This is a genomic window from Pseudoalteromonas sp. Of11M-6, assembly GCF_022347905.1.
Taxonomy (GTDB): Bacteria; Pseudomonadota; Gammaproteobacteria; order Enterobacterales; family Alteromonadaceae; genus Pseudoalteromonas.
Map to the genome: position 1 here is coordinate 21,650 of NZ_JAKRFW010000005.1, position 13,114 is coordinate 34,763.

The 13,114-nt window shown below is 42.7% G+C and carries 19 protein-coding genes; 4 read left to right on the forward strand and 15 right to left on the reverse strand.

Going from position 1 to position 13,114, the window contains the following annotated elements; translation table 11 throughout:
- Positions 1-76: 76 nt before the first annotated feature.
- Positions 77-1,189: a VarG family subclass B1-like metallo-beta-lactamase gene (locus MHN32_RS03960; protein ID WP_239420982.1), complete on the reverse strand. Its 1,113-nt coding sequence runs from the start codon at positions 1,187-1,189 to the stop codon at positions 77-79.
- A gap of 111 nt (positions 1,190-1,300) precedes the next feature.
- Between MHN32_RS03960 and MHN32_RS03965 the strand changes: the two genes are divergently transcribed.
- A complete protein-coding gene (locus MHN32_RS03965; RefSeq protein WP_239420983.1) occupies positions 1,301-2,233 on the forward strand; it encodes a LysR family transcriptional regulator in 933 nt (310 codons plus the stop codon).
- A gap of 78 nt (positions 2,234-2,311) precedes the next feature.
- Here MHN32_RS03965 and MHN32_RS03970 read toward each other — a convergent pair whose 3' ends face one another.
- From MHN32_RS03970 to MHN32_RS03990, 5 genes are all read right to left on the reverse strand, one after another.
- Positions 2,312-2,767 carry a hypothetical protein gene (locus MHN32_RS03970; protein ID WP_239420984.1) on the reverse strand — a complete coding sequence of 152 codons (456 nt, stop codon included), beginning with the start codon at positions 2,765-2,767 and terminating at the stop codon, positions 2,312-2,314.
- Positions 2,768-2,878: 111 nt separating this feature from the next.
- Positions 2,879-3,727, reverse strand: coding sequence for a lipase chaperone (locus MHN32_RS03975; RefSeq protein ID WP_239420985.1), 849 nt, complete (start codon positions 3,725-3,727; stop codon positions 2,879-2,881).
- Entirely contained in the window at positions 3,724-4,641 is a 918-nt protein-coding gene (locus MHN32_RS03980) for a triacylglycerol lipase (RefSeq protein WP_017218747.1), read from the reverse strand. Before MHN32_RS03980 ends, MHN32_RS03975 begins: the two co-directional genes overlap by 4 nt.
- A 242-nt stretch (positions 4,642-4,883) precedes the next feature.
- On the reverse strand, positions 4,884-5,846 hold the full coding sequence (locus MHN32_RS03985) for a phosphatidylinositol transfer protein (RefSeq protein ID WP_239420986.1): 963 nt from the start codon (positions 5,844-5,846) through the stop codon (positions 4,884-4,886).
- A gap of 157 nt (positions 5,847-6,003) precedes the next feature.
- Positions 6,004-7,035, reverse strand: a complete 1,032-nt coding sequence (locus MHN32_RS03990; protein ID WP_227388054.1) for a nitronate monooxygenase — start codon at positions 7,033-7,035, stop codon at positions 6,004-6,006.
- A gap of 166 nt (positions 7,036-7,201) precedes the next feature.
- Between MHN32_RS03990 and MHN32_RS03995 the strand changes: the two genes are divergently transcribed.
- The gene (locus tag MHN32_RS03995; RefSeq protein ID WP_206471766.1) at positions 7,202-7,645 is read left to right on the forward strand and encodes a GNAT family N-acetyltransferase; all 444 of its coding nucleotides are present in this window, start codon (positions 7,202-7,204) and stop codon (positions 7,643-7,645) included.
- An 87-nt stretch (positions 7,646-7,732) separates the two neighbouring features.
- On the forward strand, positions 7,733-8,242 hold the full coding sequence (locus MHN32_RS04000; protein WP_206471765.1) for a hypothetical protein: 510 nt from the start codon (positions 7,733-7,735) through the stop codon (positions 8,240-8,242).
- A gap of 113 nt (positions 8,243-8,355) precedes the next feature.
- On the opposite strand, the gene MHN32_RS04005 is transcribed toward MHN32_RS04000, so the two are convergent.
- The 9 genes from MHN32_RS04005 to MHN32_RS04045 form a co-directional block, all read right to left on the reverse strand.
- On the reverse strand, positions 8,356-8,562 hold the full coding sequence (locus MHN32_RS04005; RefSeq protein WP_010375685.1) for an EF-hand domain-containing protein: 207 nt from the start codon (positions 8,560-8,562) through the stop codon (positions 8,356-8,358).
- Between the two features lie 9 nt (positions 8,563-8,571).
- Positions 8,572-8,793: a crotonobetainyl-CoA--carnitine CoA-transferase gene (locus MHN32_RS04010; protein WP_010375684.1), complete on the reverse strand. Its 222-nt coding sequence runs from the start codon at positions 8,791-8,793 to the stop codon at positions 8,572-8,574.
- 49 nt (positions 8,794-8,842) lie between these two features.
- Positions 8,843-9,064 carry an EF-hand domain-containing protein gene (locus MHN32_RS04015; protein WP_010375683.1) on the reverse strand — a complete coding sequence of 74 codons (222 nt, stop codon included), beginning with the start codon at positions 9,062-9,064 and terminating at the stop codon, positions 8,843-8,845.
- A 50-nt stretch (positions 9,065-9,114) separates the two neighbouring features.
- Positions 9,115-9,336, reverse strand: a complete 222-nt coding sequence (locus MHN32_RS04020) for a calmodulin (RefSeq protein WP_017218753.1) — start codon at positions 9,334-9,336, stop codon at positions 9,115-9,117.
- Between the two features lie 68 nt (positions 9,337-9,404).
- A complete protein-coding gene (locus tag MHN32_RS04025; RefSeq protein WP_010603891.1) occupies positions 9,405-9,626 on the reverse strand; it encodes an EF-hand domain-containing protein in 222 nt (73 codons plus the stop codon).
- A gap of 73 nt (positions 9,627-9,699) precedes the next feature.
- On the reverse strand, positions 9,700-9,921 hold the full coding sequence (locus MHN32_RS04030; RefSeq protein ID WP_010603892.1) for an EF-hand domain-containing protein: 222 nt from the start codon (positions 9,919-9,921) through the stop codon (positions 9,700-9,702).
- 59 nt (positions 9,922-9,980) lie between these two features.
- Positions 9,981-10,202: a calmodulin gene (locus tag MHN32_RS04035; protein ID WP_010375679.1), complete on the reverse strand. Its 222-nt coding sequence runs from the start codon at positions 10,200-10,202 to the stop codon at positions 9,981-9,983.
- Positions 10,203-10,775: 573 nt separating this feature from the next.
- Positions 10,776-11,147, reverse strand: coding sequence for an SH3 domain-containing protein (locus tag MHN32_RS04040; RefSeq protein ID WP_239420987.1), 372 nt, complete (start codon positions 11,145-11,147; stop codon positions 10,776-10,778).
- 18 nt (positions 11,148-11,165) lie between these two features.
- Positions 11,166-12,092, reverse strand: coding sequence for a hypothetical protein (locus tag MHN32_RS04045; protein ID WP_102058280.1), 927 nt, complete (start codon positions 12,090-12,092; stop codon positions 11,166-11,168).
- A gap of 171 nt (positions 12,093-12,263) precedes the next feature.
- Here MHN32_RS04045 and MHN32_RS04050 point away from each other — a divergent pair, with 171 nt between their 5' ends.
- Positions 12,264-13,082: a hypothetical protein gene (locus MHN32_RS04050; RefSeq protein ID WP_239420988.1), complete on the forward strand. Its 819-nt coding sequence runs from the start codon at positions 12,264-12,266 to the stop codon at positions 13,080-13,082.
- Positions 13,083-13,114 lie beyond the last annotated feature (32 nt).

A 13,114-nucleotide genomic window follows, 5' to 3' on the forward strand; every position in this document is an offset into this window, starting at 1 on the left:
TTATGCAACAGGTAGAGAGCCGATTCTTCAATTTAGTTGATGCACAAAAAATCGGCGCTTAGCGCGCCGAGTGAACTTAATGATCAATCATATCAGCCAAAATGATGGCTGCGTGGGTTTCCACCGCACCTGAATCGAAACCATACATGTGCCCATATTTGTTCGCTAGCTCGGAATGCACATTATTGATGATCTCTTCTTGCCAGCGTTTGAACCAAATGAAGTGGTTGCCGTCACTAAAAATTGGGGTGTAGGGCGCAACTTCTAATTGTTTACCGACTTCAGTTCTAACATCAGCAATGTATTCCAGCAGGTCTTTTACGTCCTTTTTTGAGCCTATATTGCCATGACCGCCATTAATAAAGTTCCAGTGCTTACTGAGCGGTTTCCTCAGAAGATTTTGTAGATCCACTTCGTAACCATGGAAATCTTCCGCTCCCGCAAAATTGTAAAACGGCAGCTGATCAGGGTTAATCATGTCGGCGAAATGCAGCACGCGATCGCTTGGAATTAGAATCATCGTGTTATCCGGTGTGTGACCAGAACCTTCTGGTGCCATCATCTTCAGCCTTATTGAGCCAAATTTGACCGTTCTAGCTCTTTTCAAATCGTACACTTCATTTGGTGCAGGAACTTTAGGGGTTCTCACACCGTTTTCGTTCAATTCAGCGTGAAGGTTGATCTTGTCAGCAACGGTTTGACTAGCGATAACACGGACATGACCCACTCTTGGGTAGTTTTTCTTAATTAAGTCAATAAGTTGATTACCTCCACCTACATGATCTAGGTGATAATGAGAATACATAATAGCAGTGATCGGCTTATTGGTGATGGATTGAATACCTCGAAACAGCGCATCAATACGACCATCACCAAGAGGGTCAATCAGTAACACCGAGTCTTTGGACACCACAACGGTAGCGTTGTAGTAATTTACTCCAATCCAGTAGGTGTTTTTACCCAGTTTCTGTACAGTGAATTTACTGTCATCAAACTGGCGTTCATAAAGGTTATTGATTTTTTGGCCGATTTTCAGCGAGTGCTTTGCTGATGGTTCAACTTCGATTTGAGCCGTTTCACCAGGGAATAAAATCGCGTGTTGGTTATTATGGTCATGGCCCAATGCACTGACATTAAAAGTAAACACTGCAGCAGCAATAGGGGTTAAAGCTAGGGTGGGTAGTTTCATTTTTCTCTCCTCAATAAGATGAAAAAAAGATAAAACAAAAACAAACATATCAAAAATGCATGTTTGTTATAGTATGTAGATCATTTACGCATAATTTTATACGGTGATGGCATGGGTGTACCTGAGGTGAATCTACGCAGTATTGACTTAAATTTGTTAACGATCTTAGAGAAGGTGTTGATCCACAAGCATATTAGTCAAGCCGCTCAAGCATTAAACATGAGCCAGCCAGCAGTGAGCCGAGCCCTGATGCGCTTACGAAAGCAATTTGGTGATCCATTGTTGGTAAAGGTGAAAAATGAGTATCGTTTAACTGCAAAAGGTGAGCGCCTTCGTAGCGAACTGGAACTATCACTCACTACAATTCGTCATATGTTGGTGGATGATGAGTTTGACCCCCTGCAATACTCAGGCGTGTTCACTATAGGGGCGCTGGATTTCGAAATGATGATGATTGTGCCGAAATTGTTGGCGCGCTTTCAACAGCGAGCTCCAAATTTGAAATTACAAATTGTGTCTTACAACTCGTTTATACCGCTTCATGACTACTTGGAAAAGGTGGCGGATTTATTACTGTATTCCACAGATGAGACACCTACCAACGTATTTAAACAGCGTTTATTTAATGACAATTATGCCATAGTAATGTGTTGTCAGCATCAATGGGCTCATCAGCCTATGACGTTAGCGCGCTATTGCCAGAGCCGACATCTCATCGTTTCTGGTAATGGCTTGTGCAAAACGGATATGGATCATGAGCTAAAAAGGTTGGATGCTCAGCGAGAAGTAGTGGCATCTTTGCCACATTTTTCGATGGTGCCGGAGTTATTGATTAACACGGATCTGATTGCCACTTTACCAAAGCGTCTGGTCACTCATTTAAGTAGACGTTATGACATCACGGTAGCCGATTTACCGTTCCACACTGCCGATTTTCAAGTTGAACAATTTTGGCATCTCATTCATCACAATAGCCCAATCCACCAGTGGGTGAGGCAGGAAATAAAAAGCTTGGTGGATGAAGAAATCGGTGAAACAGCGTGAGGCAACTTGATTGAATCGCCTCTTCACTCGATCTCTCAACTGAGCATTATCTTTATCGATAGCCCTGTTATTAAACGGCTAAACAGCGCCTCGCGCAGCTAGACATCCAGAGTTATTTTTAGGCAATGCTACAAAGCAAAGCCGAGATGCGAACTTATCCGTCACCACATCGCTTTGTGCTTTATCGCTACTGTTATAGAGGTGCAAGTGATTATTTTCGACAAAATAAAATCCCAATTGGTTTAATCGTGCCGCCCACCGAAACCCCGATGCTAAATCACACTTTATATAAACACTTAACTCTCGATATTGCATTTGCTGATCACCGCCCCACAGCAACTGATAAGGCACATTTGCGCGCTGTAAAGCCCCTTGCCAAAATCGTGATAAGCGCTGATTTTTATCTTTACAAAGTACCTTTCCATGTGGATTCCAAAGGCTCAAGATAGCGCCCCGTGTATCAAAGCAGATTGGTTGTATTGGTTGAAAATATACTTGTAAATAAAGCTGCCACAGGTTTGGTTCAATTTTCATGTTTTACTGCTTGTTTGATTGTATTTACCAGTTATCAAGATGGGCTCATGGTTGAAGGTTTGGCTGCTCCATGTAACCGGCCTATACATCTTATCAATAACTAAAAAATTATCACTTAACCAATACAGCAACTCGCTTTTGCTCGTTCTCCGTGAAGGTTTGTTTGAGTAGTGACTCGACTTTTTCTTTTGCGATTTGGCTATCACCAAGCTCGGCTAAAATATTTTGCTTTTGCAGCATAAAGCTTTGTAGTTTTTGCTGCCAATGCTGTTGTTGCTTCTGGACTTCAAGTATACGCGTTGCGGCTTCATCGCCGTACTCAGCACTTAGTTCATTATAGTGTTTTTGCTGCCAGTTTGCGTTTAGGGTGTGTAACTGGGCTGAGGTTTGAAATAACACTTGTTCACGCTTTGGAAGCCCACTGATATGCGTCTCAATTAATTGCTGCTTTTGCGATTCAGATATAGATGCGTCTGACAAAATTTGCCAGCGACTCAAAGCTTGCGTATCCCACGCATTAGCATCTTCAAACCAAACTGCTATCACTTCATCCGTAAAAAATTGCCGCTGCAGTGCGTGTAGCAGCTCAACACGTTCTAGTAGATTAAGATGCGTATCCACATCAATTAAGGCCTGCTTAAATTGCACGTAGAGACCTGCAACTTCGTGAAGGCATTGTGGTAATAATTCCAGATAAGCTTGCCACTGCTCGGCTTGGTTATGGTTTTGTAGCTCAAAAAGCCAATCGTCGATTTGATGCTTATGCTGTTTATTAATGGTCTCACAATGTACGCTTACAGATGCACTCCTTGTGGGTTGTGGGACCTTATGCGCATCATTTTTCAGCTCAGATAACTCCGCGAACCGGGGAACATGACGCGGCGTCTCTTGCTGTTCACTCTCGATATAAACCAGCGACAGCATAGTCAAAATGATTAGCAAAAGGCCCCACTTTTTCATAGCGCCAAACCTTTTAAACGGCGAATATGCTGGCGATAAACGGTTAATGGGTCTGTTTCGAACAAGTGATGAATACCAATGGTGTGGTTTACCTGATCTAAATGGTTCATTTTGAATTGGTTATTGATCACCTGACCTAAATTACTAGAACAAGCTGATACTAGGCCGTCGTTGGCCTCATCAAAAACTTGAGAGAACAGTGCAAGTGCGTTGTCAGCAGGGTCAAATACGTTGGTCCATGCTTTGCTGCCACTCCATGAAAAATAATGCACGCCATTGCTCGCTAGACTTTGCGTTTCGCCACAATAATGACTTGGCACACCCTCTGGGTATTTTTGGTTGAATGCTAATGTGCCAGCCGTGGTCAAAGCACCTAGTGCTTCGAGTGCGTCTTTTGGTGCGGTGGCTTTACCAGATAACAAATCAATCAACCCCGCAAGGCCGTTAGCAAGCGACGCTAAAAACTGCTCCGAAAATGAACCACTGTCTACTCCACCGCGAACAACATCAGCAAAACGGCTACCCCAGTTTACGCCACCAATACTAGTCGCTGAGGCCACCCACTCAGGTTTAACTGAGGCAACGTAGCGAATAGTTTGCGCGCCTTGGCTGTGACCAATTAAATTAACTTTGTCTTTACCCGTTAATGCTCGAACCAACGCAACTTGCTCTAGTAGTTGCTCACCACGCAATTCTGAATTATGGGCTGATGATACTTCTGCAACATAAACCTGCCCACCTTCATCATGGATCACTTGTGGTACGCGATAAAAATAATCTACTCCGAGCAGGTTATCAAAACCAAACAGACCGTGGACTAATACCACGGGATACTCTAATTCCTCACCGCTGTGGGCGGGAGAGGTAACGACCGATAGCAACCCAAGCAGGGCGCTGAGAATTAACCTTTTCATGTACTTACTCCAATTATTACAATTTAGTAACAAATAAACTTTAGATTACAATGGTCAGAGGTCAAGCCAGAATAGTGTGAAAAATGAAATTTTGATGAATGTTACGTAAACAAAAGTAAATAATGGCAGCGTAAGTTAGTACCTAGGCCCAGAGGTTAGCACGCACAGGGTACCCCCAAAAGAAGCCAAAATACGGCTCCTTTTGCGAATTTCTAAAAATTAGATTCAATCGAGGGTAAGGTCTACAAGCAGTCAGCATAAGGATAAGTTGTGAGCTCACCTAAATGCACTTGGTAACTATTGCCGGTAATAGCTGTGGTACCGTAATACCCGGCATCAGAACCAATAGTAAACGCCTCTGAAGCTGGGATCCCGGCTTTGATAAAGGCTTCAGCATCTGTTTTGGCATTACCATAAGCACGAACGACATCAATGCCCTGCACCTTTAAGCGATTAATCTCCGCAGTTTTATATTCTGCTGTTTTAAACAAACTGGTTTCATTACTGAGTGATGTGCGTAGAAAGCCTTGCGGTAAGCCCATCCAATTTAACCAACCGCGCGTCCCTTTAGCATACCAATACACTCTGGCTGTCAAAAATACGGGTTGATAGCCCAAATCAAGATAGTGGCGAACTAAATCATAAGCGCCATCTTTGGGGTCGGCATGATCTATTCCGGTATAGTCGCCAATTTGCTCGGCATCGGATTCGGTCAATGTGCCATCGATGTCAAACAGGACCGCTTGAGTGCCTGGCTCAACAACCGTGACATAACCTTGTGCACCGGTGCCATCAGCTGGTACGCCTGCGTATATACGATACTGACCTGCCGATAACTCGGGCAAGGTGATAAACGCCTTGCCATCGCCATTGGTTGTTTGCTCACCAAGATACTGCCAATTTGTGTCCGACTCAGCACGGTAGTAAAACTCCACCGACTCGAATTCCAAGTCTTTATGAGTGATGCTACCGTAGTCAAATTTAGCAGTGATCTGAGTTGAAGCACCGGCAGCGGTTACTTGATCGTGCACCATATGGTAACTCGGCAACCAAGATAAGTATTTGTTAAACGAGCTAGAAAAGCTACGCTTGACCATATTAGGTGCAGCATAATGGGTTTCTAATGCGGTAATACTTGGGCAAGTAGGGGTTGCCAGTGATGAAAAAGAGGCAAATAACGCTGCGGTTAAAATAGAATGTCTCATGCACGACTCCGTGTTTATTATTGTCATAACGAATACGTCACCCAAGCAAATAATCGACTTACGTAGGTAACAAAGAGCAAGGCACAACAGAGTTGGCCTTGTCATAAAACGCTAGAGCATAAACTCGAAATGTGTCAAATTTGTTAACTCAAATGTTTTATTTAACATTCCATAGATGTTCTACCATCTCTTGTGTACTGACTTCCATGCAACCTTGGCGGTTAACGCCTGCCCAAAGGGGGCTAAAATCGCCGCATCCTTGCTTTTCAGCAGCAGCGCGCAATGGCGTCAAAGCAGCTGATGCATATGGAAAAGTCGGTACGTCTTCGTTAATGAAGTTAAGATCTATCATTAGCCGATTTTCAATCCCACGGGCAGGGCGACCAGAAAACACATTGGTCACGGCAGACGGCTCAGCCAGTGATTTAAGTGCATCACGATGTACCAAAGAGGTGCTTGCTTCATCACACAGTAAGAAGCAGGTGCCGATTTGTGTTCCACAGGCACCCAATTCGTGCATCATAGTAACATCATGATGAGAAGCAATCCCCCCGGCAGCCACTACAGGCACAGATAGCGCATCACTAAGGATAGTTACTAATTGTCGAGTATGCAGTTGAGACTCAAGTTTTGTCTCGGTGAAGGTTGCCCTATGCCCACCCGCTTCAATCCCTTGCGCTATCACAATGTCTGCACCATTTTCAGCTAACCATATTCCCTCTTCCAAGGTCGTTGCGGAAGACAAAATAGTCGTCCCCCACGATTTTACGAGCTCGACCAGTTCAGTATCAGGAAGCCCAAAATGAAAACTGATCACGGGAGGTTTATAAGGCGCAATGGCCTCAGCCATTTCCCTATCAAATGGGCGTCTTAAGATCCCCATTTCATCAGTAGGTGTTAACTCAAGCTCATCGTAATATGAAGCCAGCTTTTTCTTCCACTTGTCTTGCTGATAAGGGTCAGGCTCCGGCATCTCATGGCAAAAAAAGTTAAGGTTATATGGGCCTGAAGCATATGCTTTAAAATGCTCAATTTCTACAACGACCTGCTCTTTACTCAGCATCCCACAAGGGATTGAGCCGAGTATTCCGGCATTGGTCGCTGCGACCGCTAAGCGCCAATTTTGCACACCTGCCATTGGCGCTTGGATCATAGGAATGGAGATATTAAGTAATCTGGTAAGCTGCATCACAAGGTCCTTGTTTTAGGCAAAACGACATAAAGCCGAAGGTGCTTTCCAGTGTGGGGAAGAAGCGCTTAACGGTCAATGATTGTGCGGCTAATAAAGCAAACTTTCTCTTGCCAAAACAACCATATTTGAAATAGTGTTTCTATAACAATACAAGGACGCCGTGATGAATATCTCTCTAAGAGCCATTGATAAACAAAACTACGAAGCCATTTGCGATTTAGATGTCAGCCCTGAGCAGCAAGATTTGGTAGCCTGCAATATGTTTTCCATCGTGGAATCAACATTTAATGATGGCTATACCACACGCGCAATTTATCAAGATGATGAAGCTGTTGGGATGCTAATGTGGGTACAAGAGAGTATAGAGCGCATCTCCATTTGGCGCTTTATGGTTGATCAGCAATTTCAGCAACAAGGGATTGGGCGTAAAGCGCTCACCCTCGCACTCGAAGAAATCAAGCAGACACCAAACCTTACCACCATAGAAATCTGTTATGTACCGAGCAACCCCGTTGCAAAATCGTTTTACGCGAGCTTTGGCTTTGAAGAAATTGGAATCAATGAAGAAGATGGTGAAATGCTAGCGGTGATCAAGCTACCTCTATAATAAGTTGTAATTAATGGTAATTTGCGCAAATGAAACATTAGGTTAAACTCACTTAAAAATGTAAGTTGGCCAATTAAAGGAATTACCATGCACGAGCATACTAAACGCATTTGTGATTTTCTCACCGAAATCCAGCTACCTTTTCGATTTCATGAAGTCGAGGAAAATACGTTTTTACCGGGTCTAAAAACGGTAATGGGCACGCTCTATATTGATAATGAGAAATTGCGATATCCAGGTGATATATTGCACGAAGCTGGCCATATCGCCGTATGCGAGCCAATATTCCGCGGCCAACTTCATGAAGATGTGTATAAAAATGGCCTAAAAAATGGCCGAGAGAAACAAGCCATGCAAGGCGAAGAAATGGCCGCCATTGCTTGGTCGGTTGCTGCAATCCAATATATTGGATTGCCTCTAGAGGTCGTATTACATAAGGATGGCTATAAAGGCGCTAGCGCTAGCTTCGTAATTGCTTTTAGGGAAGGAAACGGATTCGGCTACCCATTACTCAGTGCGTGGGATATGACTTGCCCAAAGCAAGGTTTTCCTAAAATGCAGCAATGGATCCGCGAGCTTCGTTGGATCAATGAATGAATTAAGTTAATCCATTCCCTATCTACACCTTAAGCTGTCTAGTAGCTCGAAATAAAAAAGCCCGACCACAAAGTCGAGCTTGGGGAGGCGTGGCGCTTTGGATTGCCACTTGCTTACTGATTAAATTCTTTCTCAGACAGTTTGCCATCTCCGTCGCTGTCGAGCTTATCAAAGATTGAAGCAAGAGATTCTGACAGTGACGCTTCACTTTTAGAAATAAAACCATCTTTGTCTAAGTCAAAATCGTTAAATTCTGCTGCCATTGCTGAGCCGGCAAAAAGTACTGTGGCGGCTGTAATTGCTGTTGCTAACTTTTTCATTGTGACCTCCTAGCCTTTAAAGTTAGAGAATTCAGAAGCACTTAGCTGACCATTTTTGTCTGCATCTAGCTTCTCGAACTGACCGAGTAGTGTTGATGATACTGATGCTTCTTGCTGGCTGATCTGCCCGTCTTTATCCTTGTCTACATCTTGAAATGACAAGGTTGCTGCCAGTGCCATCGTACTCACCAATACACCTATGGTCGTTGCACATACCGTTCTAAGTTTCATAGCCATTCTCCTCACTATGCCCGTCTCTCATTGCGGCTCTAGTCGCAAATTAACCTTTAAAGTTAGAGAACTCAGTTTCGTTTAGTTCTCCGTCAGCGTTTACATCTAAGTCTTTAAACTGTTCGATAAGCGCTGTATTTACTTTTGCTTCGCTCATGCTAATAGCACCGTTGCCATCTGTGTCATAGCTTGCGAAATCTTCACCAGCAATAGTATTTGCTGAAGCCAATGTTAGACCTGTGATTGATAGTGCGATAAGTACATTTTTCATCATTCTGCTCCTAAAATTTCCTAAATATGATTTGCTTTTGGACGGCTTGATTAGCCTTGGTAATTTGCGAATTCAGACTCGCTTAACTCACCGTCGGCATTACTGTCTAGTTGCGTAAATTGCTCTGCAAGGGACTGATTTACTTTTGCCTCAGTCATGCTGATAGTGCCGTTACCGTCAGTATCATATTTAGTGAAATCTTCACCAGCTAATGCAGAAGCTGAAGCGAATGTTAAACCTGCAATTGAAAGTGCTGCTAATACGTTTTTCATGATAGTCCAATCCTTCTGTCGTTTTCGTAATGGTGTTAAAGGCAGTGGGCGCTACGCCCACCTAGCGATTAACCTTCGTAGTTCGCGTACTCAGATTTGCTTAGCTCGCCATCGGCATTAGTGTCTAAGTCTGCAAACTGCTCAGTTAACGAAGTGCTTACGCTTGCTTCAGTTACACTGATTGAACCGTTGCCATCAGTATCTAGTTTTTCAAAATCGCCACCAGCGAGTGCTGATGCTGAAACCATTGATAGACCTGCGATAGATAGTGCTGCTAGTACGTTTTTCATAATCTAATCCTTCAATTGTGTTATTTTTTGAGTCAGGCACGTGGCCTAACTCATTGTTAAACTCAGTGCTAAATTAGCCTTCGTAATTTGCGTATTCAGACTTACTTAGCTCACCATCTGCGTTAGTGTCTAGATCTGCAAACTGCTCAGTTAATGAAGCGCTCACACTTGCTTCTGCTACACTGATTGAACCGTTGCCATCAGTATCCAATTTTTCAAAATCGCCACCAGCTAGTGCTGATGCTGAAACCATTGATAAACCTGCGATAGATAGTGCTGCTAATACGTTTTTCATAATCTTTTCCTTAAATTGGGGTATATTTTAAACTCTGCTATTATGTCGTCGGCTTGTGACTAGCCTTCAAAGTTATCAAACTCAGACTGGCTTAATTGGCCGTCTTGGTCGGCGTCAAGGTCTTTAAACTGCGCCATCAAATTTGGATTTGCTTTTGATTCGCCTAGTGAGATGTAACCATCTCCATCAACATCGTATTTATCAAACTCAGAGTTTGCGTGAGCACCTACTGATGCGAAAGAAAGTACAGCTGCTGATAGTGCGATTGCTAAAGTTTTCATAATCAGTTCCTCTCATATTTCTAAACTTGTCGTTTCTGCTTCTCTACGTTGGTTTGTGTTGAAGCGAATGTTTTTTGCTTTCGAGATAACTATTCCAACTTTGATGCCAAAGTTTAAAAGAATATAAAAATCAACAAGTTAAAAACAAAGATGAATTTTCATTAAGGATGGATTCAGTGAGATTGTTGCCATTTAGCAACAGGAGATGTCGAGATAAAATTAAAACTTATTTATTTTCAATAAGTTAAACTGTCGCATAAAAGCAACACCTTAAAAAATTAGGATGTAAGTGCAGCCCAAAGCGATTAAGTTTCATGCGACAATCATTCACATTCGGTATTGAGCAGAGTCGCCAGAAAAAATTTTTATAAAAATATCGAAAATTTTTTCTTATAGTTTCTAAGAAACCAGGAAACAAACAAAACCATATAAAAATCAATAGATTAAAACTAAAACCCATCTTAAAGTAATGGCTATAAAAGTGACAGCGTGGGCGGGAAACTGACGAAAAACACAAGTATTTTAAAAAAGTAGTAGAGAAAAGAGAGGAGTGTTGCTAAAAAGCAACATCCGCTAGATTGGTGTTAGATTACGAAGCGGTACCCAACCTTGCAGCTCTGACTTTTTACTTGAGCACCACACCCAACCATTGAGTTGGTTATGCCCCAACAGGTGTTCACCTTGAACTACCGATAGTTCCTGAGCGGTATAGTCCATTAATGCAACACCTTGTTTGGGATTGACTAAGCGAAATACTTGAGCAGGTACCCAACCAGACACTTGCTCCTCAGTTTCACAGAAAAACCAATTGTCCCACCCCTCCTCGCCCTCATATTCTTCACCAACGGTCAATCTCGCACCTTGTTTAAACGTGATGGGGGTCGGAAACTCATTGATATGTTCCTTGATTACTTCGTATTCGGTATCTAACTGCTTATTTTCCAAGTTTTAACTCCATGTACGTCAGCCATTAGACTGGCGCTTTAGCTCTTCTAGCATACGCTCATCGCCCATCAAGTTTTTGAGGATAGCTTTAACCTTAGGGTCCGATGCATTTTCGTAGAGAGACAGCAAATCTTGTGCGATCCTTTGCTGCTGCTTTGGATCGGCGCCTGATTGAAAGTACTGTGACATCAACCCTTCTGCTGCGAGACTTTTCACGTAATCATTAGGTTCTTGCTCTAGCATTTTCACGAATGACTGTGACAAACGCTCATCAACGATAGGTGTACGCGACACGAGCTCAAGCGCCTGTAGCCTCAACTTTTCATCACTCATGTTATGCGTCATATTGAGGATAGATTCTACTGCTTGATAATCATATTGCTCTAATTCATTGCGATTTAGCATAAACATGTTCATTTGCAGCTGACTCATTGCCGCTAAACGTTCTGCCGCCGGCAAACTGTTATTTAGAATTTTCTGTTTTAAGTCGTTGCTGATTTGACTTGCGTACTCAGGATCAGTTTTGATCCGCATTTCGTAGTCTTCGGGTAAGTCTTCATAAAAGCCATAAATGGGGTTTTCTGCTTTCATCTCGTCGATTTTCTGCTGTTCACGCTTTTCTATCAAAGAGAAGATTAAAGACTCAAACTCATCCGGCGCCTGCTCAGAGAGTAAATCTGACTTTTCCATCGACAACGCCTGTAACCTCGTTTCAAGTTTATTGATCCGAGCCATTAACTGAGCAATTTGTTCAGACTCGTCAGTTGAAATCTGAGTGCCCTGCGTATACTGAGTTGCATTATAGTGAGGCTGTTGAGTAGGACTCTGATACACGTGCGTTGCCACAGGAGAGGTTGCTAATTTGGTTTGAATGACATTAAACCCAGAAAAAGCCAATGCAAGAACTGAGCATGAAAGCGCTATATTGAGTTTAAGATTAGACATGAACGAGTTACCCTTATAAAAAGTAGCAATGTAATAGATCTGCAAGACAAATACTGTAAATGATTGTACTGTAAATTGATACAGCAAGAGGCAATTACGCAGATAATTATTACACTTTGCATAAGGTGAAAAACGAGCCTCTAAACAGCTTGTCATTATTGCCAACAAGGAATGACTGTGAATAATATACTGCAAACCGTCCACTATAAACCTATCACATTGCTTTTACTTGGCATTGCAACGGTTACGTCATTGCTTGGCAGCAGCCCACTTTGGCAAAGTCACCAAGCCTTATTTCAATGGATTTTACCATCAGCCGTACTACTTCTTGTGCTGCGATTAGGGTGGCATGTTCGTAAAACAAGCTTGGCTACTAGCCCCAGCAGTTTACACAAAGACATAAAACTCTGTTGGATAGCCCTGCTCTTATGTACTTGCGGAGATATCGTCAACTTCAATTTCTTTGAGCTTTATCATCGTCAAGATCAAACCATAAGGCATGACTACTTGATCGACTCCATTTGGTTTTTTGCCCTTGGCTATGGGCTTTTACTTGGACTGCTTATTCGATTTTTACGACGAGAATTTGCATTAACATTGGCAACCGCGGCCGTGTTGGTTGTGGTGTCTATTACGTTATCGTCGCTTAGCTATCAAATGATGTACCTACCCACCATAAGCCAATACTCCCTGCTGTTGAGCGCAAGTTATAGCTTATTAGTGACCTTGCTCGGTGTATTTGGTTTTTTGCTTATTTTTCAAAACCTTAAACTCAAAGAAAAAACCAACTACGCAGTTGCAAGCGGCTTTATCCTAGCAATGCTAGCGGATGCTGTTATCGGTCAATTTTGGCTATTCGCAAACCAAGGGGATGGCTACTTTCCCATTGCAAGGCACGTTAATTGGGTCATCTATATTGGCTCGCAAACGCTACTATTATTGTTTCCTGTTGCCATGATAAAAACTAATGTTGCGAGGTGTAAAGCATAAGCAATAAAAAGGCCGAACTATGTCGGCCTTAA

Excerpts from the sequence above, each read along its gene's own strand:
- MHN32_RS03960 (WP_239420982.1), bottom strand. The coding sequence starts at position 1,189 with ATGAAACTACCCACCCTAGCTTTAACCCCTATTGCTGCTGCAGTGTTT.
- MHN32_RS03965 (WP_239420983.1), top strand. The coding sequence starts at position 1,301 with ATGGGTGTACCTGAGGTGAATCTACGCAGTATTGACTTAAATTTGTTA.
- MHN32_RS03970 (WP_239420984.1), bottom strand. The coding sequence starts at position 2,767 with ATGAAAATTGAACCAAACCTGTGGCAGCTTTATTTACAAGTATATTTT.
- MHN32_RS03975 (WP_239420985.1), bottom strand. The coding sequence starts at position 3,727 with ATGAAAAAGTGGGGCCTTTTGCTAATCATTTTGACTATGCTGTCGCTG.
- MHN32_RS03980 (WP_017218747.1), bottom strand. The coding sequence starts at position 4,641 with ATGAAAAGGTTAATTCTCAGCGCCCTGCTTGGGTTGCTATCGGTCGTT.
- MHN32_RS03985 (WP_239420986.1), bottom strand. The coding sequence starts at position 5,846 with ATGAGACATTCTATTTTAACCGCAGCGTTATTTGCCTCTTTTTCATCA.
- MHN32_RS03990 (WP_227388054.1), bottom strand. The coding sequence starts at position 7,035 with ATGCAGCTTACCAGATTACTTAATATCTCCATTCCTATGATCCAAGCG.
- MHN32_RS03995 (WP_206471766.1), top strand. The coding sequence starts at position 7,202 with ATGAATATCTCTCTAAGAGCCATTGATAAACAAAACTACGAAGCCATT.
- MHN32_RS04000 (WP_206471765.1), top strand. The coding sequence starts at position 7,733 with ATGCACGAGCATACTAAACGCATTTGTGATTTTCTCACCGAAATCCAG.
- MHN32_RS04005 (WP_010375685.1), bottom strand. The coding sequence starts at position 8,562 with ATGAAAAAGTTAGCAACAGCAATTACAGCCGCCACAGTACTTTTTGCC.
- MHN32_RS04010 (WP_010375684.1), bottom strand. The coding sequence starts at position 8,793 with ATGAAACTTAGAACGGTATGTGCAACGACCATAGGTGTATTGGTGAGT.
- MHN32_RS04015 (WP_010375683.1), bottom strand. The coding sequence starts at position 9,064 with ATGAAAAATGTACTTATCGCACTATCAATCACAGGTCTAACATTGGCT.
- MHN32_RS04020 (WP_017218753.1), bottom strand. The coding sequence starts at position 9,336 with ATGAAAAACGTATTAGCAGCACTTTCAATTGCAGGTTTAACATTCGCT.
- MHN32_RS04025 (WP_010603891.1), bottom strand. The coding sequence starts at position 9,626 with ATGAAAAACGTACTAGCAGCACTATCTATCGCAGGTCTATCAATGGTT.
- MHN32_RS04030 (WP_010603892.1), bottom strand. The coding sequence starts at position 9,921 with ATGAAAAACGTATTAGCAGCACTATCTATCGCAGGTTTATCAATGGTT.
- MHN32_RS04035 (WP_010375679.1), bottom strand. The coding sequence starts at position 10,202 with ATGAAAACTTTAGCAATCGCACTATCAGCAGCTGTACTTTCTTTCGCA.
- MHN32_RS04045 (WP_102058280.1), bottom strand. The coding sequence starts at position 12,092 with ATGTCTAATCTTAAACTCAATATAGCGCTTTCATGCTCAGTTCTTGCA.
- MHN32_RS04050 (WP_239420988.1), top strand. The coding sequence starts at position 12,264 with ATGACTGTGAATAATATACTGCAAACCGTCCACTATAAACCTATCACA.